We start from the raw sequence: 23216 nt of genomic DNA, 5'->3' as shown, positions 1-23216 counted from the left end.
GCCCCGCCCGGCCGGCTCGCGCACACACTCACCGGCCCCAACTGACCACGCGGGTATCATGCTGCCCATGTCCCCGCTTCCCGACATGCCCGCCGAAGGCGGCACCCTGCGGCTCCCCGGCCCCGCCGGCGCGCTCGAGGTGGCGGTCGATCCGCCCGAAGGCGAGGCCGCGGCGCTGCCGCTGGTGGCGATCGTCTGCCATCCGCTGCCCACCGAGGGCGGCAGCATGCACAACAAGGTCGTGACCATGGCCGCGCGCGCGCTGCGCGAGTCGGGCGCGACCACGGTGCGCTTCAACTTCCGCGGCACCGGGCAGTCGGAGGGAAGCTTCGACAATGGCGAGGGCGAGCTCGACGACCTGCGCGCGGTGGCGGCCTGGGTCCGCGCGCAGCGCCCCGGGCACGTGCTGTGGCTGGCCGGCTTCAGCTTCGGCGCCTATGTCTCGCTGCGCGCGGCGGCCGAACTGGCGCCGGCGCTGCTGATCTCGATCGCGCCGCCGGCAGGGCGCTGGGATTTCGAAGCCCTCACCCTGCCGACCATGCCCTGGCTGGTGATCCAGGGCGAGGCCGACGAAATCGTCGATCCCCAGGCGGTGTACGACTGGCTGGAACAGACCGGCGCCCAGGCCGAACTGGTGCGCATGCCCGATACCAGCCACTTCTTCCACCGCAAGCTGATCGACCTGCGCGGCGCGATCAAGCACGGCGTGCGCGCCTACCTGCCGACTGCCGATGCGTGAGCCGGATGCGGCGGCGACGCCGTCGGCGCACTACCGCGCCGGCGTGGAACGCGGCGAATGGAGCGACGATCCGGCGCAGCGCGGGGCGTTGCAGGCGCTCGACCGCATCCACGCCGCCCTGTCGCAACCCGAGCCACGCTTCGGCCTGATGGCGCGCCTGCTGGGCACGGGCCGCGCCGACGCGCCGCAGGGCCTGTACCTGTGGGGCGGCGTGGGTCGCGGCAAGACCTTCCTGGTCGACCTGTTCTACGCCGGCCTGCCCCTGCCCGAGGTGCGTGGCGCGGCCCTGGCCAGCGGCGCGCTGCCGCAGCCGGCGCCGGTGCGCGGGCCTGCCGGCAAGCGCCGCACCCACTTCCACCGCTTCATGCGCAGCGTGCACGCGCAGCTGCGCGCCCACGCCGGCGAACGCGATCCGCTGGCGACGATCGTGCGCGAGTGGCGCAGGCGGATGCGCGTGCTGGTGCTGGACGAGTTCTTCGTCAACGACATCGGCGACGCGATGATCCTGGCGCGGCTGCTCGAGCGCATGTTCGCCGAGGGCATCGTGCTGGTGACCACGTCCAACGTCGACCCACCGGAGCTGTACCAGGACGGCCTGCAGCGCGCGCGCTTCCTGCCCGCGATCGACCTGCTGCAGCGGCACTGCGAAGTGGTGCACCTGGTGAGCGACACCGACTACCGGCTGCGCGCGCTGACCCGCTCGCCGGTGTACCGCGCGCCGCTGGACGCGGGTTCGGAGGCCTGGCTCGACACGCGCTGGCGCGAGCTGGGCGGCGACGACGCGCACCGCGACGCCGGCATCGAGATCGACGGCCGCCGCATCCCGGTGCGCGCGCGCTGCAAGGACATGGCCTGGTTCGACTTCGCGGCGCTGTGCGAAGGCCCGCGCGGCAATGCCGACTACATCGAGATCGCGCGCGAGTTCCACACCGTGCTGCTGGGCGGGATCCCGGTGCTGGACGACCTGCGCAACGACGCCGCGCGCCGCTTCGTGCACCTGGTCGACGAGCTGTACGACAGCCAGGTCAACCTGGTGTGCACCGCGGACGCGGCGCCGCATGCGCTGTACACGGGCGATCGGCTGACCGGCGCGTTCGAACGCACCGCCTCGCGCCTGATCGAGATGCAGGGCGCGGACTACCTGGCGACCGAGCACCGCGGCTGAGCGGGCCGCGCTGCCCGGCCGGCGCCGGGCAGTGGGTGGACTGGCCACGTGGCGCCCGGCCCGCGGTCCCGCCGACGACGATCGATTGGACGGGGGGCGCGCCGGCGCTCAGCGCGCGAGATACGCGCTTGGCGGTTCGCCGAAGGCGCGATGGAACATCGCGGTGAACGCGCTCGGGCTTTCGTAGCCCACGTCGAAGGCGACCGAGGTGATCGAGCGCCCCGCCGCGAGCAGCGATACCGCCTGCATCAGCCGCACCTGCTGGCGCCACAGGGCGAAGCCCATGCCCAGCTCCTGCTTGAAGGCGCGGGTGAAGGTGCGCCGGCTCATGCCGATCTGCGACGACCAGGCATCGATGTCGCGCTGGTCGGCGGGGTTGGCGATGATCGCCTGGCACACGCGCGCAAGACGCGGCTCGGCCGGCATCGGCACGTGGTAGGGGGCGCCCGGCATGCGCCGGATCTCGTCGAGCAGCAGCCAGACGATGCGGCCTTCGCGCCCGTCGAGGTCGTACTCGGCGGGAAACTTCACCGCCTCAAGCACCAGCGCCTTGAGGAAATCGGAGACCTCCAGCACGCGGCAGGCGTGCGGCGCCATGTCGTGCACCGGGTCGATGTACAGGGTGCGCAGCGACACCGCGCCGCGGCAGGACACCTCGTGCATCATCCCGGCCGGCAGCCACAGCGCGCGCTGCGGGGGGATCACGAAGCTGGTGTCCGGCGTGACCACCGACATCACGCCCGAAGACGCATACAGGAACTGCGCGTGCGCATGGCTGTGCCGCGGATCGACGAAGCCAGGCGGGTACTCGTCCTCGAGGCCGATCATCGGCCGCGCCTTGAGCGGGTAGTCCTGGCTGTGCTTCATGGGCGGGAGCGTGGCGGCGAACGCCCGATCACACCGCAATCGCGCGGCCGGCGCAACAGCGATGGCGCAAGCACGCGCGGGAGTGGCCCGACCGCGGGAGTCTGCGGCCTGTCCCCGACCCCGTCTTCCGGCCTGCGGCGCTAACGTAGCGCCGCACGAGGAGATCGCATGCAGCCACAGGGACCCCGCCACGACGTGGCGCAAGAGGACGACGTCGATCCGCAGCTCCGTATGTTCATGCGGCGCATGGCCGAGGGCTACGCCGGACATCCGCCGCTGGACGGGCTGCCGCTGGACGATGTTCGCCGCATCACCGCGCGCGTGCGCGAACAGTGGGGCACGGGTGGCCCGGAAATGGCCACGCGCGAGGATGTCGATGCCGACGGCGTGCGCGTGCGGATCCTGCGCCCGAGCGCCGACGCGGCGCTGCCCACGCTGGTGTACCTGCACGGCGGCGGCTGGACCCTGTTCAGCATCGATACCCACGACCGGCTGATGCGCGAGTACGCCGCGCGCGCCGGCGTCGCGGTCGCGGCCGTCGACTACAGCCTGTCGCCGGAAGCGCGCTACCCGCGCGCGCAGGACGAGACGGTGGCGGCGATCGGCTGGCTGCGCGCGCATGGCGCGGCGCACGGCATCGATCCCTCGCGCATGGCGGTAGGTGGCGATTCGGCGGGGGCCAATCTCGCGCTCACCAGCCAGCTGCGCCTGCGCGACGAGGGCCTGCCCATGGTGGCGGCGATGCTGCTCAACTACGGCGTGTTCAGCGACCGGGCCACGGCGTCGTGGTCGCGCTACGATGGTGGGCGCTACATGCTCGAGTGCGTCGAGATGCAGGGCTTCTGGCACAACTACCTGGCCGACCAGAGCCAGCGCAGCGATCCGCTGGTGATGCCGCTGCTGGCCGACCTGCGCGGGCTGCCGCCGGCGTTCATGGCGATCGCCGCCTGCGACATCCTCGCCGACGGCAACCATGCGATGGCGGCGGCGCTGCGCGATGCGGGCGTGCCGGTAGAGGCCCGCGAATACGCGGGCGCGACCCACAGCTTCCTCGAGGCGATGTCGGTCTCCGACCTGGCCAACCGCGCGATCGACGAGTCCTCGGCCTGGCTGCGGCGGGCGCTGTCGGCATGAACGGACCTTTCGATCCGCGCGGGCCGGAGGACATCCTGGCGCTGGTGCGCGCGCACCCGCTGGCCTGGCTGGTACCGCGCGAGGGCGATGCGGCGGCGACGCCGCTGCCGCTGCTGGCCGAGTGCGATGGCGATGGCAGGGTGGTGTCGCTGTTCGGCCACATGGCGCGTCGCAATCCGCTGCATGCGGCGCTGCAGGCGCATCCGCGGGCACTGGTGCTGTTCCAGGGTCCGCAGGCCTACGTGCCGCCGCGGCTGGTCTCGAAGCCGGACTGGGGCCCGACCTGGAACTATGCGGTGGCGCGCTTCGAGACGCTGGTGGAGTTCGTTCCCGACGAGACCGAGGCCTCGCTGCGGCAGCTGGCCGCGCACCTGGAGCGGGACCGCGCGGAGCCGTGGACGGTGGAACGCATGGGCCCACGCTTTGCGCAGCTGAGCCAGCAGGTGATCGCGTTCCGTGCGCACGTGCAAGGCGCGCACGCCACGTTCAAGCTGGGCCAGGACGAATCGCGAACAAGCTTCGACGAGATCGTCGCCGGGCACGGGGACGCGGCACTGGTGGAGTGGATGCTGCGGCTTCGGCAGGATTGATGGCGGCCCCTGGAGCTGCCGCGGGAACGTGCTCCTCCGCGGATCCGTATTGATGTCATAACCCGACGGGTTGAAGGCACTCCGGAGGAGTGCATTTGTTTGCGCGCGAGGTTGGTGGTGGCGGGACACGGGCTTCGGAGCGGCCACAGGGCCCCGGGCCGGGGTAGCGCACCGCTCGGGCACACGTCCCTGTGCGCAGTCGCGGCCGAGGCACATCCATGTGCCGCTTGCGCCACCCCGGCCCGTGTCCCTGCGGCGTCGCGGTTTCATGTTCGTAGCTTCGGGTGTCGAGGCCGATCGCGCGCCGCCGATCGGATCAAAGCCTCGGCGAGAGATCTCTGCCTGCACTCGAAGCCCAGGCCAAGGATGGGGACGCGTGTCCGGGTCCGAAGCCTCACGACCTGGCAGCGATAAGCCGCGCCCTGGCGGTCGGGGGTCGCGACAAGCAAAACATGGATGTTTTGCGCGCGAGTCACGCCATGGATGGCGTGATCGAGTGGAGAGCGACCCCCGGCCGACAGGGCGCGGCGTCGGTCCGAAGCCCTGGTTCTGCAGGACAGCCGGCTTCCCGCGCTCCCGGGGATGACGACAGTTGTTCGCACCCCCGTAGCGGCTTCGCTTCCGCTCTCTCAGGATGCGGCACACCGAGGCGTCACAGCTGAAGCAGCCCCGAGCCGCGTCCTGGCGGCCGGGGGTCGCGACAAGCAGAACATGGATGTTCTGCGCGCGAGTCACGCCATGGATGGCGTGATCGAGCGGAGAGCGACCCCCGGCCGACAGGGGGCGGCGTCGGTCCGAAGGCCTGATTCTGCAGAACGGCTGGCTCCCCGCGCTCGCGGGGAGGCCGACAGTTGTCCGCACCCTCCGTAGCGGCTTCGCTTCCGTTCTCTCAGGATGCGGCACACCGAGGCGTTACTGCTGAAGCAACCCCGAGCCGCCTTGACGGCAGGGGCTCGCGACAAGCAAAACATGAATGTTCTGCGCGCGAGTCACGCCATGGATGACGTGATCGAGCGGAGAGCGACCCCCGGCCGACGGGGCGCGGCGTCCACCCGAAGGTGGCGATAGCAGGCCGCCCCGAACGCATCGACTACTGGTGAGGCGGTAGCCGCGCCAGCCAACGGCGACTATCCAGCGGCGTCGGGAGTTACAACCGCCAGGTCACCGTCGCCATCAGCTGACGGCCCTGACCGTAGATGCAGTTGGCGATGGCCGAGCAGCGGCCGACGTACTCCTTGTCGAACAGGTTGCTGGCGTTGAGCGCGAAGCGCCACTGGTCGCGGTCGTAGTGGACGATCGCGTCCCAGATGGTGGTCGGCTTGGTGTAGAGCACGTTCGCGTTCCACTGCGTCACCAGGCTGCCGGCCGACTCGCTGAGATAGCGGCCGCCCAGGCCGAAGCCCAGCCCGGCGAGCGCACCCTGCGCGATGGTGTAGTCGACGAAGGCGGTGAGCTTGTGCTCGGGCGTGGTCGGCAGCGGGTCGCCGGTGGCGAAGCCGCCTGCATCGCGCACCACCTCCGTCCGCGTGTAGCTGTAGGAAGCGTTGACGCTCCACTGGTCCTGGATGCGCGCCACCACCTCGAGCTCGCCGCCCTGCGATTCGACCTCGCCGATCTGGCGGCCGAACATCGGCGTCTGCCCCGATTGCACGTTGACCAGGTTGTCCTGCTGGATGCGGAACAGCGCCGCCGTGGCGAACAGGCGTACGCCCTGGTCGCGCAGGCCGCGCGCGTCGAACTTCAGACCGGCCTCGATCTGGGCGCTGGTGCTGGGCTTGAAACTTTCGCCGGTGACGCTGTCGGTGCCGAGCACCGGCTCGAACGAGGTGCCGTAGCTGACGTACGGGGCCCAGCCGTTGTCGAACACGTGGTTCAGGCCCACGCGGTAGGTGAACTCGTCCTGCTTCGTGGTCACGCCGGTCTGGCGGTTGAGCAGGTTCACGTCGTCGTAGCGGCCGCTCAGCGTCAGCACCGTGGCGCCGAAGCGGATCTGGTCCTGCAGGTACAGACCGCCCTGCCGCACGCGCTGGTTGTTGAACACGATCGACAGCGGCGGCGCCACGATCGGCGCGCCGTAAACCGGGTTGAACGCATCGAGGCTGGGACCTGCGGCGAATCCGTAGCGGGCCAGGTTGGCCAGCTCGCGATAGTCGTAGCCGGCCAGCAGGCTGTGCCGCGAGCTGCTGCCGGCGCCGCCGAAGCCGAAGCTCAGGCGGCTGTCGATGGCGAAGCCGTCGACCTCCTCGCCCCAAGGGTAGATGTTGCGGTTGACGGTGCGCTGATCGGCCTGGAAGCCGGCCGAGTACACCATCTTCTGCGCCTCCTCGTACTCGTACCACTTCGCGTTCTGCTGGAACTCGACCGTATCGCTGAAGGCGTGGCGGAAGTCCCAGCCGACCCCGGTCTGGCTGCGGTCGTAGCGGTTGTGGTCCGGCTCGCCGAGATTGCGGCCGCGCGGGATCACGCCGTTGGGATTGCCCAGCAGGGTGCCGTGCGCGGGCAGGTAGCCGTTGGTGTCGCCGGTGTTGGCGTCCTTCTGGTAATAGGCCAGGCCGGTGAGGCTGGTGCGCTCGCCGATGGTCCAGGTGAAGGTCGGCGCGAAGAAGGTGCGCTCGCCGGTCACGTGCTCGGTCTGCGAGCCGCGGTCACGCACCAGCAGGGTGGCGCGCGCGCTCAGGGACTCGCCGATCGGGCCGGTCACCGTTCCGTGCAGCTGCTTGTAATCGTCGCTGCCCACGCGCACGCCCAGTTCGCCGCCGAACACATCGTCGGCGCGGCGGCTGGTGAGGTTGTAGATGCCGCCAGGCGGCGAGCTGCCGTACAGCACCGCCGCCGGGCCCTTGAGCACGTCGACTTCCTGGAAGCCGTACAGCTCGGCGCCGACGTTGAACACCGTGGTGGTGATCGGCGCCTGCAGGCCGTCGAGGTACTGCTTGGGAGTGAAGCCGCGCAGGGTCAGGAAATCGAAGCGCAGGTCGGGCCCGTAGTTTTCGCCGACGATGCCCGAGGTGTAGCGGATCGCCTGCTGTACGTCGGTGAAGCCGAGCAGGTCGATCTGGTCGCGGGTGACCACCGAGATCGACTGCGGCGTCTCGATCAGCGGCGCGCCGGACTTGGTCGCGGTCATGCTGCCCGCGGGAACATAGTTGGGTGCGGTGACGACGATGCGGTCGAGCTCGGTGGCTTCTTCGGCGACGCCGCCCGCGTCCTGCGCGTGCGCGCCGGAGGCGAGCGCGGCGAGGATGGCGACGGCAAGGCCGCGGCGCGAGCGGCGGCAGCTTGAAGCACGATGGGGACGGTGGCGCATGGCGGGTCTCCGGCGGATCGTGGACAGACGGGTGCAGCCCGACTATGTGTGTGTGACGGCCATGCGGTTGCGCCGCGAGGGTCGGATCACGTCGCGGTCAGGCCATTGCGCGCTCAGCGCGCGTCGGGGCGCTGCGGCACGCGCCCCCAGCGGCCATCGGCGGCCCACTGGGCGAAGGCCAGCAGCCGGGCCTCCTGCGCACGCGTGGCGCTGGCGCCGCTGTCGCCGGCATGGCCGGCGGCCATGGCGATACGCACCATGATCGGACGGTGGCCGGTGCCCAGCGCGCGGGCCTTGGCCGCGAACTTGAGCGGCTCGTAGAAAGCCACGCGCTCGTCGGCGACCGCAGCGGTGGCCAGCAGCGCCGGGTAGTCGGCGGGCCGCAATTGCTCATAAGGCGACCAGGCCTGCATGGCCGCATGGTCCTCTGGGATCCGCGGATCGCCCCAGATCGGGATCGCGCCCGCGCCCAGCGGATGCGTGTCGAAATGCTCCATGGTGTTGAGCGGATCGACGAAAGCGACCTCGGCAATCACCCCGCCCCACAGTTCCGGGCGCATGGCGAACACCGCTCCCGCCAGCAGGCCGCCGGCGGACATGCCGCGCACCACGATGCGGCGCGGCGCGGTATAGCCGTCGGCGACCAAGTGCTCGGCGCAGGCGATGAAATCGGTGAACGAGGTCTTCTTGTGCCGCGTCAGCACCGACCGCCACCACTGCGTGCCCTTCTCCGCGCCGCCGCGCACGTGCGCGATCGCGTACACCCAGCCCTGGTCGACCAGGGCGATGCTCGAAGGCTGGAACAGGGCTTCCACCGACGCACCGTAGGATCCGTACGCGTACAGCAGCAGCGGGCTGCCCCCGTCGAGCGCGGCGCCGCGCCGCATCAGCACGGTCACCGGCACCTCGACGCCGTCGGGCGCGCGCGCGGACAGGCGCCTGACCTCGTAGCGCTGCGGGTCGTAGCCGGCCACCGAAGGCGGCGCCTGGCGCGTCACCGCGCCGTCGTCGAGCGCGGCCCTGCAGGCCACCTCCGGCAGGCGCGGCGACTGCAGGCCGAACACCAGCGCCCGCGCATTCCAGTCCTGCTGCGGCGGTACGCGCAATGCGTAGGCCGGTTCGTCGAAGGCAAGCGTCTGTTCGCTGCCGTCCGCGCGCGTCAGCACCAGCCGCGGGCGGGCGTCGCGCCATTCCTCGCGCAGCAGCGCGCCGCGGAAGGGATGCACCGCGGTGATCAGCCGCCCCGCCTCGTGCGCCACCAGCGGCCGCCAGTGCGCCATGCCGGGCGTGGCCGGGTCGGCCTGCATCAGCTTGAAGTCGGTGGCGCCGCCGGCATCGGTGAGGATCAGCAGCTGGCCGTTCCAGTCGTCGACGTCGTAGTTGAGGCCGGGAGCGCGCGGCTCGACCAGGATCGGGACCGACTCGGGTGCGGCCATCGGCACCAGTCGCACCTCCGACTGCGCGCCGTCGTAGCTGCGCAGCACCACGTAGCGTCCGGAGGCGGTGGTGCGCATCAGCAGGAACGGGCCGGGCGCCTCGACGCGATGGATCAGGCGATCCTGCCCATTGGCCAGGTCGCGGCGGTGCAGGCTGTCGGCGCGACCGACCTCGTCGCGCCCCACCCAGTACAGCCAGCGGCCATCGGGCGAGAGGGCGAAGGTGCCGTAGGCGCCGGCCACTTCGGTCACCAGGCGGCCGCTGTCGATCTCGCGCACGCGGATCGTGTACTGGCCGGAGCCGACACGGTCCTCCGCCCAGGCGAACAGGCGGCCATCGCCACTGCGCACCGGCTCGCTCCAGTGCAGGGCGTAGTAGGCGCTGCCCGCGGCCTCGACGTTGGGATCGAGCAGCACCTGCTCGGCACCGCCCGCGACCGGCCGCCGCAGCCAGGCGGCGTACTCCGCACCCGCGGCCTGGCGCTTGAAGTACAGCCAGCCGCCGGCCTCGACCTCGAGTTGCGCGGCGCCCAGCGGCTCGAGCGCGGCGATGCGCGCTGCCAGCGCGTCCTGCAGCGCGGCCGAGGGCGCCAGCATGGCGTCGGCATAGGCGTTCTCGGCCTCGACCGCCGCCTTGATCGGCGCGTCCAGCGAGGCCGGATCGCGCAGCACCGCAAGCCAGTCCTTGGGGCGGAACCAGGCGAACTCGTCGATGCGGCGATGGCCGAAGCGGCCCACTTCGGTGGGGACGCGCGGATGCTGCGGCGGCAGCGGCCAGCCGCCGGTGGCGGCCGACGCGCGCACCGGGGCCAGGCCCAGCGCGGCGAGACCGGTGGCCGCGGCGGCCAGGAAATTTCGGCGGGTACTCATGGACGTGATCTTCCTCGATGCAATGCACGGCAGCCTCGGCGGCGGGCCGCCGACGGATGCCCGGCCGGCCTGGCCTGGCGGAGGCCGCGGCTTTTCCAGACACCGGACCCCGACGGGCCGTCGACAGCGACCGCGCCGACGCGACCGGGAACCCGCGGGATGGTGCTGCATGGCGCCCCTGCCCTGGTCGGGGCAGCCGGGCCGCAGGGCCTCGTCGCGCCGAGGTTTCGAATATGCGCGCGCGCATGAGAACCAGTTGCGTCACGGGGGCCGGATGCCATCGCATTCAGGCCAAGGCCGGCAGCTGTCCAAGCCACCGGGGCCGCGTGAAAGGCCGCCCGGCAACGCGTGTTGGGGCGCGCGCAGGCGCAGGCTGGGCGATGCGTCGGATCACTATATTTTCGGTTGACCTGCTCGTGCGACCACACTATCTTGTGGCCGTCGGTTCCCGCGGCTGACGCGGGATGAAAAGGGAAGCCGGTGACGCCCGTCCATCGTGACGCGCCATTCCGGCACTGCCCCGCAGCGGTAATCGGGAACGAACCCGCCACCAGCACTGGAGCCTGCGCTCCGGGAAGCGGCGGGGGAGGTGGACGCCATGCGTCCGGGCCCGTGAGTCCGAAGACCTGCCGACAGCCGCGCGCATGCACGCCGCGCGGTGCCGGCCGCGGAATCTCCGGGGGGAGATGGCTGGTGGAGCGGATGTCCGGGCGCGGTCGCGTCCCCGGATCTGCGACGCCGCCTGTCCACCCTGCCTCCAACGCCACGCCCGCCTGCGAGGGACAGGCCGGCCGTGCGCCACCTGGAGGACGCATGCCCCATTCGCCCGACACGCTCGACCCGGTCGCGAGCCCCGCCGCCCCGCCCACCGCGGACCGCACCCCCACGCCGGCCGCCCGCGTTGCCGCCTCCGCCGGCGACGAGGACACGATCCCGACCCCGCCCAGCGGCGCCTCCGGCCCGGCTGCCGGGACCCTGGACCACGCCGGCCCCTGGATCACCAAGGAAGCCGGCAACCGTCGCATGCCCTTCGACCGCGCCCGCCTGGAGCGCGCCATCGACCGCGTGCACGCCGAGTTCCCCCAGCTCGACATCGCCGACTACAAGCGCAGCGTGCTCGGCTTCGTCGCGCGCAAGGACGCGGTCAACGCCGACGACCTCACCGACCATCTGATCCGCGAGGCCGAGGCCCGCGTCGACGTGGCCGCGCCGGAGTGGGAGTACTTCGCCGCACGCCTGTACCTGCAGCGCCTGTACAAGCGCGCCAGCCGCAACCGGTTCTACGATGTCGCGCAGAAGTACGGCTCCTACGTCGGCCTGCAGGAGTCGCTGGCCGATCGCAACCTTTACTCCAACGACATCCTGCGCGCCTATTCCAAGGAAGAGCTGCAGGAGGCCGCGCGCATGATCGACCCGGAGCGCGACCGCCTGTTCGCCTACAACGGCCTGTACCTGCTGGCCACGCGCTATCTGGCCACCGACCACGCACGAAACGTCTACGAACTGCCGCAGGAGCGCTGGCTCACCATCGCGCTGTACCTGATGCAGGACGAGCGGCCGCGCGAGCGCCGGATGCAGCTGGTGGGCGAGGCCTACTGGGCGCTGTCGAACCTGTACATGACCGTGGCCACCCCGACCCTGCAGAACGCCGGCAAGGTCGGCGGCCAGCTCTCCAGCTGCTTCATCGACACCGTCGAGGACTCGCTGCAGGGCATCTTCGATTCCAACACCGACATCGCGCGCGTGTCCAAGGGTGGCGGCGGCGTAGGCGCCTACCTGGGCTACGTCCGCAGCGCCGGGTCGGCGATCCGCGGCGTGCCCAACTCCTCCGGAGGCGTGGTGCCCTGGATCAAGCAGCTCAACAACACCGCGGTGTCGGTGGACCAGCTCGGCCAGCGCAAGGGCGCGGTGGCGGTGTACCTGGACATCTGGCACCGCGACATCGAGGCCTTCCTCGACCTGCGCCTCAACAACGGCGACCAGCGCCTGCGCGCGCACGACGTGTTCACCGCGGTCTGCATCCCCGACCTGTTCATGGAGGCGGTGGAGCGCCGCGGCGACTGGTACCTGTTCGATCCGCACGAGGTGAAGCGGCACAAGGGCTGGTACCTGCAGGACTTCTACGACGAGCGGAAAGGCGAAGGCAGCTTCCGCAGCAGGTACGAGGAGGTCGTGGCCGACGAGCGCATCCCGCGCAAGACGGTCAAGGCGATCGACATGTTCAAGCGGATCATGGTCAGCCAGCTGGAGACCGGCAATCCCTTCATGTTCTACCGCGACGAGGTCAACCGGAGGAACCCGAACAAGCACGCCGGCATGGTGTACTCGTCCAACCTGTGCACCGAGATCCTGCAGAACATGAGCCCGACCACGCTCATGCAGGAGATCATCTCCGGCAACCAGATCGTGACCACGAAGCAGGCTGGCGATTTCGTGGTCTGCAACCTGTCCTCGATCAACCTCGGCCGCGCGGTGCTGCCGCCCGAGGGCCAGGGCGACCTGATCACCGACGTGCTCGAACGCCTGATCCCGATCCAGGTGCGGATGCTCGACAACGTGATCGACCTCAACGACCTGCCCGTGCCGCAGGCCACGATCACCAACCGGAAGTATCGAGCGATCGGCCTGGGCACGTTCGGCTGGCACCACCTGCTCGCGCAGAAGGGCATCCACTGGGACGAGCCCGCCGCGGAAGACTTCAGCGACGCACTGTACGAACGGATCAACTACCTCAGCATCCAGGCGAGCATGGAGCTGGCCCGGGAGAAGGGCACCTACCCGACGTTCGCCGGCAGCGACTGGCACAGCGGCGCCTACTTCCGCGACCGCGGCTACAACAGCAGCCAGTGGCTGGAGCTGTCGGCGCAGGTGTCGGTGAACGGGTTGCGCAACGGCTGGCTGCTGGCGGTGGCGCCGAACATGTCGACCGCGCAGATCGCCGGCAGCACCGCGTCGATCGACCCGATCTACTCGGCGTTCTACTACGAGGAGAAGAAGGACTATCGGCGCCCGGTCGCCGCGCCGGGCCTGTCGCTGGAGACCTGGCCGTACTACGAGAAGGGCGCGTACAAGCTCGACCAGTTCGCCTCGGTGCGCCAGAACGCGCGCCGCCAGCGCCATGTCGACCAGGCGATCAGTTTCAACCTGTACGTTCCCTCGACGATCCGGGCTTCGACGCTGCTGGAGCTGCACATGAGCGCGTGGCGGGAAGGCATCAAGACCACGTACTACGTGCGTTCGAACGATATCGATATCGCCGAGTGCGAGTGGTGCGCGAGCTGACAGCGCGCGTTCGCGCTGTCAGCTCCCCACGATTCGCGTTGCGAACCGCGGGCCTCGCTCATCTGCCTACACACCCCCGCGCCTTCGGCGCGCCCCCCTGACTCAGGGGGGCTCTACCCCAGAAAGAAATCGGCCGCTTCGCGCGACCGGAAGGAAAATGCAATGAACGCCATCGCACCGGCAGCGCCTGGCGCCGCCACGCCGCTCGAACGCATCCGTATCCTCGAGCCGCGCCATCCCAACCGTTCGACCGGCATCATCAATGGCCTCACCTCGGGCATCCTCAACTGGAACGACATCCCCTATCCATCGTTCTACCGCGCCTACAAGGAGCTCTCGACCAACTTCTGGATCCCGGACGAGGTCGACATGAAGAGCGACGCGCGCCAGTACGGCGAGCTGTCGGGGCGCGAGAAGAACGCCTTCGACTCGATCATTGGCCTGCTGGCCACGCTCGATTCGCCGCAGACGCGTTTCATCTACAACGTGGCCGAGTACATCACCGACCCGGCCGCGCACGCCAATGCCGCGATCATCGGCCAGCAGGAAGTGATCCACAACGAGAGCTACAGCTATGTGCTGGCCTCGATCACCGACCTGGCCAACCAGAACCGGATCTTCGAGATCGCGCGCACCCATCCGACCATCCTCAGGCGCAACGCGCCGATCATGGCGTCGTACGACGAGTTCATGCGCGAGAAGACGGCCGAGACCCTGCTGCGCTCGCTGATCCAGTCCTCGATCCTGGAGGGCATCAACTTCTATTCCGGCTTCGCCTACTTCTACAACCTGGTGCGGCAGAACCGCATGGCCGGCACCGGCAAGATCATCAGCTTCATCAACCGCGACGAGCTGGCCCACACCAAGTTCATCAGCGAGGTGATCCGCGCCATCGTCGGCGAGAACCCGGAGCTGCAGACCGACGAGCTCACCGATTACGTGCACTCGGCCTTCGCGCATGCCATCGAGCTGGAGACGCAGTGGACCGGCGAAGTGCTCGACGGCATCGACGGCATCGACGTGGACGAGATGATCCGCTACGTGAAGTACCGCGCCAACAAGATGGCCGGCATGCTCGGCATCGCGTCGATCTATCCGGAGACCAGCGAGAACGTGATGCCCTGGATCCGCGCCTACGCCGACAACTTCACCGAAACCAAGACCGACTTCTTCGAGATGCGCAACGCGTCCTACAAGAAGACCAACCTCGACAACGGCTTCGACGATCTGTGAGCGGGAGCCGTCTCATGTGGAGCCAGCCTCATGTGGAAGCGTGCCTCATGTGGGAGCCGGCCTCGTGTGGGAGCGCGCTTGCGCGCGAATTCCCTCCAGAGCGCCTAAGCCTTTCGCGCGCAAGCGCGCTCCCACAAAGCCGCATGCGGGAGGCGGAAGCCGTACCTGGGAGGCGAGCACGATGTGTATCGGGGCGCTGACGCCATGAAGGTGCTCATCGCCTTCGCGTCCCTGAGCGGCAATACGCGCGATGTCGCGCGCATGGTGCGTGCGTGCTGCGAGGTCCGGGGCCACACGGTGACCTGGATCGAGGCCGACATCGCCGGACTGGAGGCCGCGGGCGAGGGTCCGCGCCACGACCTCTACCTGCTCGGCAGCTGGACCGACAACGCCGGACGAACGCCGGCGGAGATGAAACATTTCATCGCCGAACTGGTTACGGCCGTCGGCAAGCCGGGCGCGCGGCTCGCGGTGTTCGGCACCGGCGAGACGCAGTGGGGCGAGGCCTACTACTGCGGCGCGGTGCGCCGTATCGCCCGCTACTTCGACTCGCCCTACCCGACATTGGAGGTCGAGCAGATGCCGCACGGCGAGCGCGACGCGCTGCGCATCCGGCAATGGACCGACCGCCTCCTCACTTCCATCGAGAACGCCCGCCATGCTGACCCTGCACGCGTCGTCGCCTGACGACTACCGCGCCACTCTCGCCGCCCATCCCCGCCTGCTGGTCGACTACCACAAGGACGACTGCCCCGGCTGCAGGATGCTGGACCTGTCGCTGCAGAAGTTCGCCGGCGACGAGGCCGCCGCGGGCCTGGTCCTGCTGAAGGTCAAGCTGGAAACCGTGGGCGAGGCGTTTTTCCGCAGCCTGGGCCTGCGCCAGACGCCCACTCTGTCGCTGTTCCGGGACGGCGCCGAGGTCGCGCGCCTGCCGGGCTTCCAGGCGCCGGGCCAGATCGAGCGCGCCGTGCGCATGTGGCTGCCGCTGGCCGAGGCGGCTGGCGCATGAGCGACGCGGCGCCAGGCGTGCCGGCCACCGAGGCGCGCATGCTCGAGATCGTGTTCCCGGACCATGCCAACCACCTCGGTACGCTGTTCGGTGGCCAGGCGCTGGCCTGGATGGACAAGGCCGCCTTCATCGCCGCCACGCGCTACTCGCGCCGCAACGTGGTGACGGCGCGCTCGGAGCAGGTCGATTTCCGCCTGCCGATCCGCCAGGGCGAGCTGGTGGAGACCATCGCCCGCGTCGCGCAGGTGGGCCGCACCTCGATGCAGGTCGAGGTCGAGGTGATATCCGAGGACCTGCTCAGCGGTACGCGCACGCTGTGCACGCGCGGACGATTCGTGATGATCGCGCTCGACCGCGACGGCAGGCCCTCGCAGGTACCGCCGCTGCCGGCGTGCTGAGCCGGGCGCTCACGCCGCCTTGCCGCAGCCGCGGCGATCCTGCCGGCCCGCCGGATCGCCCGGCCGCCGATCCGGAACGCGCGCGTGGACGAGACCGCCCCCAGCATGACCCACCTCTTCGAGCAGCTTGGCCTGGACGCCTCGCCGGCGGCGATCGCCGGCTTCATCGCGGCGCATCGGCTGGCCGGCGATGTGCACGTGTATGAGGCGCCGTTCTGGAACGCCGGCCAGCGCCAGTTCCTGGCCGAGAGCATCGGCGCCGACGCGAAGTGGGCCATCGTGGTCGACCAGCTCAACGAGGCGCTGCACGAGGACGTGGTCCAGCCCCAGGCCGGGTCCTGACCGCCGCCTTTCGTTGCTGGCGCAACCGAAGCTGCGGGCGCCCTTGTCCCTGTGACATAGTCCCGCGCCCGCCCGCCGCAGCGCGATGCAATGCCCCGCGACCACATCCTCACCCTCTCCTGCCCGGACCGCACCGGCATCGTGCACCGGGTGTCCGGCCTGCTGTTCGAGCACGGCTGCAACATCCTGGATGCGCAGCAGTTCGGCGATGCCGAGTTCGGGCGCTTCTTCCTGCGCGTGCACTTCGACGTGCCGCAGGCCGGCGACATCGACGCGGTGCGCGCGGCCTTCGTGCCGCTGGCCTCGGCCCACGCGATGGACTGGGGCGTGCACGACGCGCGCCGACGCGCGCGCCTGCTGGTGCTGGTGAGCCGCCAGGGGCACTGCCTCAACGACCTGCTGTTCCGCACCCACAGCCGCCAGCTGCGCGCCGACATCGCGGCGGTGGCGTCCAACCACGGCGACTATGCCCAGCTGGCCGGCAGCTACGGCGTGCCGTTCCACCACTTCCCGGTCGATGGCGCCACACGCGAGGCGCAGGAACAGCGGATCCTGGACCTGGTGGAGCGCGAGCGCATCGACCTGGTGGTGCTGGCGCGCTACATGCAGATCCTCTCGCCGCACCTGTGCGCGGCGCTGGCCGGACGCGCGATCAACATCCACCACAGCTTCCTGCCGAGCTTCAAGGGCGCCCAGCCCTACCACCAGGCGCACGCGCGCGGGGTCAAGATCATCGGCGCCACCGCGCACTACGTGACGCCCGACCTCGACGAGGGCCCGATCATCGACCAGGACGTGGCCCACGTGGACCATGCGATGACGCCGGCGGCGCTGATCCGCATCGGCAGCGACATCGAATCGCGCGTGCTGGCGCGCGCGGTGCGCCTGCACGTGGAGCACCGGATCCTGCTCAACGGCCATCGCACGGTGGTGTTCCGCTGAGGTCCCCACGCTGCGCGGCGCGTCAGCAGATCCACAGCATCGCGTTCGCAGCGACGCATATTCCGAGGCACCCGGGGGCCGCAGCACGGTCCGCCGCGTGCTGCACGGCGCCTCCGGGTCCAGACGAAGATCGCGCGGTCCCGCCCGTCCGGAGGGTCCGGCCTTGACCGACGCCCCAACCAGGCGTACCGTCCACGCCGCCAAGGTATGTATCGCTTAATCTCGATAAAGCGATATGTTTAAAAGGGAAGCCGGTAGGACCCCCGGGTCGAAGCCGGCACTGCCCCGCAGCGGTATGTGGAAACGACCTTCGCCATGAAGCACTGGGCCATGCCCGGGAAGCGGCGAACAGTAGGAAGGGCGAGAACCGTCCTGTGTCCACGAGTCCGAAGACCTGCCTGGCCGGAGAACGATCTCCGTCGACCTGGCGCCCGTGGGAGGTGCGGGGAGCCGTGCCCGTCGACCGGGCGCGTGTCTTCGCGCGTGTCTCACGGCTCCGAATCGCCCGAGGGGGCGACCACGAATCGAGGATGACACGCACATGACCACCGTATGCAACCTGGGCTTCCCGCGCATCGGCCTGCGACGGGAGCTGAAGAAGGCTGTCGAAGCCTACTGGCGCGGCGACGCCACCGCCGCACAGCTGCACGACCAGGCCAGGACGCTCCGGCTGAGGCACTGGCAGCTCCAGCACGCCGCTGGCGCGGACGTCGTGCCCTGCAACGATTTCTCGCTGTACGACCACGTGCTCGACACGGCCGTGCTGTTCGACGCCGTCCCGCAGCGTTACAGGTCGCTGCTCGAATCGGACCCCCTGCGCGGCTACTTCGCGATGGCGCGCGGCGACCAGCGCGATGGGCTCGACCTGCCTGCGCTGGAAATGACCAAGTGGTTCGACACGAACTACCACTACCTGGTCCCGGAACTCGAGGCTGGACAGTCGTTCCGGCTGCGCGGCGACAAGCCGGTCGCCGAGTTCATCGAGGCGCGCGACGCAGGCGCGAAGGCACGCCCGGTGCTGCTGGGTCCAGTGAGCTTCCTGCTGCTGTCCAAGTGCGTCGATGGCAGTCGGCCGCTGGAGCTGCTGCCGGCGTTGCTGCCTGTCTACGCGCAACTGCTGGTTGCGCTGCGACGCGCGGGCGCCGAGTGGGTGCAACTGGATGAGCCCTGCCTGGTGCTCGACCTCGACGAAGATGCGGCCCAGGCCTTCCAGCATGCCTACGCTGTGCTCACAAAAGCCGGCGGGCCGAAGCTGCTGCTGGCGACGTATTTCGGGCCGCTCGGACCGCGCCTGCCGCTTGCCGCATCGCTGCCGGTCGATGGCCTGCACGTGGATCTGGTGCGTGCGCCCGAGCAGCTGGACGCGGTGCTGGACGCACTGCGCGTGGAGTGTGTGCTGTCGCTGGGGGTTGTCGACGGGCGTAACATCTGGCGGACCGATCTCGATCGGGCGGTGACGCTTGTCCGCTCGGCCGCGGACAGAATCGGCAACGACCGTCTGCAGGTGGCGCCCTCGTGTTCGCTGCTGCACGTCCCCATCGACGCGAGCCTCGAAACCGGGCTGGCGGGCGAACTGCGCGGCTGGCTCGCCTTCGCCAGGGAGAAGATCGGCGAGCTGCGCGTGATGGCCGACGCCGTGAACGGCCTCGCATCGGCCGGCGCCACGCTGGAGCTCGCGCGCGAGCGTCTCCAGGCCCGCCGCGGCTCGCGCCGTGTCCACCGTCCCGAGGTGGCCGCGCGGGTCGCCGGCGTGTCGCCGGACGAGACCCGCCGCGCGACGCCCTACGCCCAGCGGAGCAGGCTGCAGCAAGACCGCCTGCAGCTGCCGCCATTCCCGACCACAACGATCGGGTCGTTTCCCCAAACCCCTGAGATTCGCAAGGCGCGCGCCGCGTTCAGGGCTGGTCGGCTGGACGGGGCGGCGTACGAGGCCTTCCTCGAAGCGCAGACCGCGCGCTGCGTCGAGGCCCAGGAGCGTCTCGGCATCGACGTGCTGGTGCACGGCGAGTTCGAACGCAACGACATGGTCGAATACTTCGGCGAACAACTGGAAGGATTCGCCTTTACCCGCAATGGCTGGGTGCAGAGCTACGGCTCGCGCTGCGTGAAACCGCCGATCATCTACGGCGACGTGTCGCGTCCCGCGCCGATGACGGTGCGCTGGTCGACGCACGCGCAGTCGCTCACGCGCCGGCCGATGAAGGGCATGCTCACCGGCCCGGTGACGATGCTGCAGTGGTCGTTCGTGCGCGACGACCAGCCGCGCGCCGAGACCTGCCGGCAGATCGCGATCGCCCTGCGGGACGAAGTGGAGGACCTGGAGGCGGCGGGCATCGGCATCATCCAGGTCGACGAACCCGCTCTGCGCGAAGGCCTGCCCCTGCTGCGCCAGGACTGGGGCGAGTACCTCGGCTGGGCGGTGGAATGTTTCCGCATCACCACCGCGTCGGTGGGCGATTGCACGCAGATCCACACCCACATGTGCTATTCCGAGTTCAACGACATCATCGACGCGGTCGCGGCGATGGATGCGGACGTGATCTCGATCGAAACCTCCCGCTCGCGCATGGAACTGCTGGATGCGTTCGTGCGGTTCCGCTATCCCAATGCGATCGGACCGGGCATCTACGACATCCATTCGCCGCGCGTGCCCGACCGCCGGGAAATGAGCGAACTGCTGCGCAAGGCCATGTCGGTCATCCCTGCCGACCAGCTCTGGGTCAATCCGGACTGCGGGCTCAAGACCCGCGGCTGGACCGAAACGATGGCCGCGCTTGAGGCGATGGTCGCGGCGGCCCGGGCGCTGCGCTCGGGCCAGGCCGCAGCGTAGGCGCCACGGCCTCCCGGCCGGATCACTCCTAGGCCAGCGATGCACCCACCGCGTTCAATGCGGCGCGCGTGGGTGCGTCGCCCTCCGGCGTCACCGGTCGGGTGAGCTGCCACAGGAAGCGCACGCGGAACCCGGCCTCGACCGCATCCTGCGCCGACCACAGCACGCAGTAGTCGCGCGCCAGGCCGCACATGTGCAGCTCCTCGATGCCGCGCTCGCGCAGCCAGCCGGCCAGGCCGGTCGGCGGGCGACTGCCGTCCGGGCCGATGTTCTCGCGCAGGGCGCTGTAGGAATCGACCTGGGGGTTGCTGCCCTTGCGCAGGACCAGGTCGAGCGGGCTCCAGTCCACGCGCGGATCCAGCGCCGCGCCCGGCGTGCCCTGCACGCAGTGGTCGGGCCACAGCACCTGGGGATGGCCGTGCAGTTCGACGGTGTCGAACGGCCGGCGGCCGGCATGGCTGGAAGCGAACGAGGCGTGTCCCGGCGGATGCCAGTCCTGGGTGGCGACCACGGTGCGGTAGCGGCGCGAGGCCAGCAGTCCGGCGATGCCCGGCACCACCGCATCGCCCTCGTGGCAGGGCAGGGCGCCGCCGGGCATGAAGTCCGGCTGCAGGTCGATGACGAGCAGGGCGGTGGTGTCGGGATGTTGCGACATCGGTCAGCCCTCGGAGCCCGGCGCGATGCCGGGCTCCGCGTGCGTCAGGCGATCGAAGCCTGGTAGATCGACTCGATCGACGCGTCCAGCGCCTGGTTGTAGGCCGCATCGTCCTGCTGCGCACTCAGGCCTTCGGTCAACGCGCGGCTGAAGCTGGCAATCACACCCGGGTTGCGGGCCAGGCGGGCGTTGGCCTCGTCGCGGCTGTAGCCGCCCGACAGCGCCACCACCTTGAGCACGGCCGGATGGTCGACCAGTTCCTGGAAGTAGCCGTCCACCTCGGGCAGGGTCAGCTTGAGCATCACCGGGGTGGCCGGATCGATCTTGTCCAGGCGCGCGAGCAGGCCCTGCTTGAGCGCGACCTCGATCGCCTGCTTGTCGACCGACTTGATGTCGACTTCCGGTTCGATGATCGGCACCAGGCCGGCGTCGAGCACCTGCTGGCCGAGTTCGAACTGCTGGTCCAGCACCGCGGCGATGCCCTGGGCGTTGTTGGCCTTGATGACCGAACGCTCCTTGGTGCCGAACACGCCCCTGGTCTTGGCCCGCGCCAGCAGGTCGGCCAGGCCCGGGACCGGCTTCATCAGCTGCACGCCGTCGGCCTCGTCGGCCAGGCCCTTGTCGATCTTCAGGAATGGCACCACGCCCTTGTCTTCCCACAGGTAGGCGACCGCGTTCTTGCCGGCGAAATCCTCGTCCATGGTGCGCTCGAACAGGATCGCGCCGAGCACGCGCTCGCCGCTGAAGGCCGGGCTGGTGACGATGCGGGTCCGCATCGCGTGGACCTGGTCGAACATTTCCTGCTCGTTGGAGTACGCCGATTCGTCGACGCCGTAGAGCTTGAGCGCCTTGGGCGTGCTGCCGCCGCTCTGGTCGAGCGCGGCAATGAAGCCCCTGCCGGAGGCGATGCGGTCGCGTTGCTGGGGATTGATGGCCACGGGTGCGGTGTTCCTGTGCGATGGCGGGACATGCGCCGGAGCCGGGCATGATAGCGCCGCCTGCCGGCGGCTGCCGGCGGGGAAACCGTGCCTGCCTCGTCCTGCGCCTCCCGCAGGCCGCGTGGGACACATCCGTCGTGGGAGCGGCTTCAGCCGTGAACAGTGGGGTCCGGAGATACCTCGCCCGGGGATCGCGGCTGAAGCCGCGCCCACAGCGGCGGATGGATGGCGGTCGCGTGGAACGAGGCGACAGACGCGCAACGGCCCCCGCCGGCGGCCATTCACCTGGCGCAGCCGTCCTCTTCGTCGATCGCCGCCAGGATCTCGCCGCCGTGCTGGCCCAGGGTGGGCGCGGCAAAGGGTTCGGGCCCGGGGGTGCGGCCAAAGCGGATCGGCCGCGCCACGCCGCGGTAGCTGCCCAGCAGCGGATGCGGGATCTCGGCGATCATGCCCTCGGCCAGCACCTGCGGATGGTCGAACATGTCCTCGACCTGGCGCGCGGCCGCGCAGGGCACCTCCTCGCCGAAGATCCGCTCCCACTCCAGCGCGCCATGCGCCTGCAGCGCGCGGTGCAGCTGCGGCAGGATCTCGTCGGCATGCGCGGCGCGCTTGCGCACGCTGTCCAGGCGCGGATCGGCCGCCAGCGCCTCCAGTCCGGTCTTTTCGCACAGCGCGCGCCAGAAGCGCGGCGTGTTGGCCGAGATGTAGAGGAAACCATCGCGCGTGGGATGGATGCCGGTCACGCCGCCCGAGCGCATGTCGCGGCTGATGTCGTGGCCCTCGCCCTGCGCCCAGACCATGCGCGCGGACTGCATGGTCAGCGCGCTGCGCAGCAGCGACACGCCCACGTACTGGCCCTGGCCGCTGCGCTCGCGTTCGTACAGCGCCGAGGACACGCCCGCCGCCAGCAGCGCGGCGGCGTAGTAGTCCACCACCGAGCCGTAGATCAGCTCCGGCGGGCCGCCGCGCTTGCCCTGCATCGCGCACATGCCGGTCATGGTCTGCAGCACCTGGTCGTAGCCGGCCTTGTCCTTCATCGGCCCGCTCTCGCCGTAGCCGGTGACCGCGCAGTAGATCAGGCGCGGATGCAGCGCCGACAGCGCCTGGTAGCCGATGCCCAGCCGCTCGGGCACGCCGGGGCGGAAGTTGTGCACCAGCACGTCGGCCTCGCGCAGCAGGCGGTAGAGCACGGCGCGCTCGTCCTCGCGCTTGAGGTCCAGCACCACGCCGCGCTTGCTGCGGTTCACGCCGATGAAGGCGCGGCTCTCGGCCTCCAGGGTGGAGGGATAGTTGCGCAGGTTGTCGCCGCCGGGCGGCTCGACCTTGATCACGCCCGCGCCCTGGTCGGCCAGCAGCGAGCAGGCGTATGGCCCGGCGATGTAGGCGCTCAGGTCGAGGACCCGCACGCCCGACAGCGGACCGGCATCGCCGCTGCGGCTGTGGTGGAAGACAGGACTCAACGGGGCCTCCAACGGGTCG

At 70.0% G+C, this 23216-nt stretch carries 18 protein-coding genes and 2 riboswitches; of the genes, 12 read left to right on the top strand and 6 right to left on the bottom strand.

The window, feature by feature from the left end:
* Positions 1-67 precede the first annotated feature (67 nt).
* Both ACQYVW_RS08960 and zapE read left to right on the top strand, forming a co-directional pair.
* Positions 68-739, top strand: coding sequence for an alpha/beta hydrolase (locus ACQYVW_RS08960; protein WP_434946740.1), 672 nt, complete (start codon positions 68-70; stop codon positions 737-739).
* Entirely contained in the window at positions 732-1904 is a 1173-nt protein-coding gene (gene zapE, locus ACQYVW_RS08955) for a cell division protein ZapE (RefSeq protein ID WP_434946739.1), read from the top strand. Before ACQYVW_RS08960 ends, zapE begins: the two co-directional genes overlap by 8 nt.
* Before the next feature lie 108 nt (positions 1905-2012).
* On the opposite strand, the gene ACQYVW_RS08950 is transcribed toward zapE, so the two are convergent.
* The gene (locus ACQYVW_RS08950) at positions 2013-2771 is read right to left on the bottom strand and encodes an AraC family transcriptional regulator (protein WP_434935967.1); all 759 of its coding nucleotides are present in this window, start codon (positions 2769-2771) and stop codon (positions 2013-2015) included.
* A 168-nt stretch (positions 2772-2939) separates the two neighbouring features.
* On the opposite strand from ACQYVW_RS08950, the gene ACQYVW_RS08945 reads away from it, so the two are divergent.
* Both ACQYVW_RS08945 and ACQYVW_RS08940 read left to right on the top strand, forming a co-directional pair.
* The gene (locus ACQYVW_RS08945; RefSeq protein ID WP_434935966.1) at positions 2940-3905 is read left to right on the top strand and encodes an alpha/beta hydrolase fold domain-containing protein; all 966 of its coding nucleotides are present in this window, start codon (positions 2940-2942) and stop codon (positions 3903-3905) included.
* Positions 3902-4495: an FMN-binding negative transcriptional regulator gene (locus ACQYVW_RS08940; protein ID WP_434935964.1), complete on the top strand. Its 594-nt coding sequence runs from the start codon at positions 3902-3904 to the stop codon at positions 4493-4495. Before ACQYVW_RS08945 ends, ACQYVW_RS08940 begins: the two co-directional genes overlap by 4 nt.
* 1147 nt (positions 4496-5642) lie before the next feature.
* Here the strand turns inward: ACQYVW_RS08940 and ACQYVW_RS08935 are convergent.
* Both ACQYVW_RS08935 and ACQYVW_RS08930 read right to left on the bottom strand, forming a co-directional pair.
* A complete protein-coding gene (locus ACQYVW_RS08935; RefSeq protein ID WP_434946738.1) occupies positions 5643-7802 on the bottom strand; it encodes a TonB-dependent siderophore receptor in 2160 nt (719 codons plus the stop codon).
* Between the two features lie 113 nt (positions 7803-7915).
* A complete protein-coding gene (locus ACQYVW_RS08930) occupies positions 7916-10108 on the bottom strand; it encodes a prolyl oligopeptidase family serine peptidase (RefSeq protein WP_434946737.1) in 2193 nt (730 codons plus the stop codon).
* 425 nt (positions 10109-10533) lie between these two features.
* A riboswitch (cobalamin riboswitch) is annotated at positions 10534-10756 on the top strand.
* A 165-nt stretch (positions 10757-10921) separates the two neighbouring features.
* Between ACQYVW_RS08930 and ACQYVW_RS08925 the strand changes: the two genes are divergently transcribed.
* From ACQYVW_RS08925 to metE, 8 genes are all read left to right on the top strand, one after another.
* The gene (locus ACQYVW_RS08925; RefSeq protein WP_434946736.1) at positions 10922-13390 is read left to right on the top strand and encodes a ribonucleoside-diphosphate reductase subunit alpha; all 2469 of its coding nucleotides are present in this window, start codon (positions 10922-10924) and stop codon (positions 13388-13390) included.
* Positions 13391-13552: 162 nt separating this feature from the next.
* The gene (locus ACQYVW_RS08920) at positions 13553-14623 is read left to right on the top strand and encodes a ribonucleotide-diphosphate reductase subunit beta (RefSeq protein WP_434946735.1); all 1071 of its coding nucleotides are present in this window, start codon (positions 13553-13555) and stop codon (positions 14621-14623) included.
* 204 nt (positions 14624-14827) lie between these two features.
* Positions 14828-15310, top strand: a complete 483-nt coding sequence (locus ACQYVW_RS08915) for a flavodoxin (protein WP_434946734.1) — start codon at positions 14828-14830, stop codon at positions 15308-15310.
* Entirely contained in the window at positions 15282-15632 is a 351-nt protein-coding gene (locus ACQYVW_RS08910) for a thioredoxin family protein (protein WP_434935361.1), read from the top strand. The genes ACQYVW_RS08915 and ACQYVW_RS08910 overlap by 29 nt, the downstream gene beginning before the upstream one ends.
* Complete coding sequence (locus ACQYVW_RS08905; RefSeq protein WP_434935362.1) at positions 15629-16030, top strand: acyl-CoA thioesterase; 402 nt, start codon at positions 15629-15631, stop codon at positions 16028-16030. The genes ACQYVW_RS08910 and ACQYVW_RS08905 overlap by 4 nt, the downstream gene beginning before the upstream one ends.
* A gap of 84 nt (positions 16031-16114) precedes the next feature.
* Positions 16115-16372 carry a DUF2789 domain-containing protein gene (locus ACQYVW_RS08900; protein ID WP_434935364.1) on the top strand — a complete coding sequence of 86 codons (258 nt, stop codon included), beginning with the start codon at positions 16115-16117 and terminating at the stop codon, positions 16370-16372.
* Between the two features lie 90 nt (positions 16373-16462).
* On the top strand, positions 16463-17314 hold the full coding sequence (gene purU, locus ACQYVW_RS08895) for a formyltetrahydrofolate deformylase (protein WP_434935365.1): 852 nt from the start codon (positions 16463-16465) through the stop codon (positions 17312-17314).
* Between the two features lie 186 nt (positions 17315-17500).
* Positions 17501-17730, top strand: a riboswitch (cobalamin riboswitch).
* Positions 17731-17855: 125 nt separating this feature from the next.
* Positions 17856-20144 (top strand): 5-methyltetrahydropteroyltriglutamate--homocysteine S-methyltransferase, encoded by a 2289-nt coding sequence (gene metE, locus ACQYVW_RS08890; RefSeq protein ID WP_434946733.1) that lies wholly within the window; start codon positions 17856-17858, stop codon positions 20142-20144.
* Between the two features lie 28 nt (positions 20145-20172).
* Here the strand turns inward: metE and pncA are convergent, their stop codons facing one another.
* From pncA to ACQYVW_RS08875, 3 genes are all read right to left on the bottom strand, one after another.
* Positions 20173-20799: a bifunctional nicotinamidase/pyrazinamidase gene (gene pncA / locus ACQYVW_RS08885; RefSeq protein ID WP_280943622.1), complete on the bottom strand. Its 627-nt coding sequence runs from the start codon at positions 20797-20799 to the stop codon at positions 20173-20175.
* A gap of 44 nt (positions 20800-20843) precedes the next feature.
* The gene (locus tag ACQYVW_RS08880; protein ID WP_434935369.1) at positions 20844-21737 is read right to left on the bottom strand and encodes a fructose bisphosphate aldolase; all 894 of its coding nucleotides are present in this window, start codon (positions 21735-21737) and stop codon (positions 20844-20846) included.
* Positions 21738-22018: 281 nt separating this feature from the next.
* On the bottom strand, positions 22019-23197 hold the full coding sequence (locus ACQYVW_RS08875; RefSeq protein WP_434946732.1) for a CaiB/BaiF CoA transferase family protein: 1179 nt from the start codon (positions 23195-23197) through the stop codon (positions 22019-22021).
* Between the last annotated feature and the right edge of the window lie 19 nt (positions 23198-23216).

This window comes from Luteimonas campi (assembly GCF_051162505.1).
Classification (GTDB): domain Bacteria; phylum Pseudomonadota; class Gammaproteobacteria; order Xanthomonadales; family Xanthomonadaceae; genus Luteimonas.
Note: the sequence above shows the minus strand (reverse complement) of the source record. Positions and strands in the feature narration are given on the sequence as shown.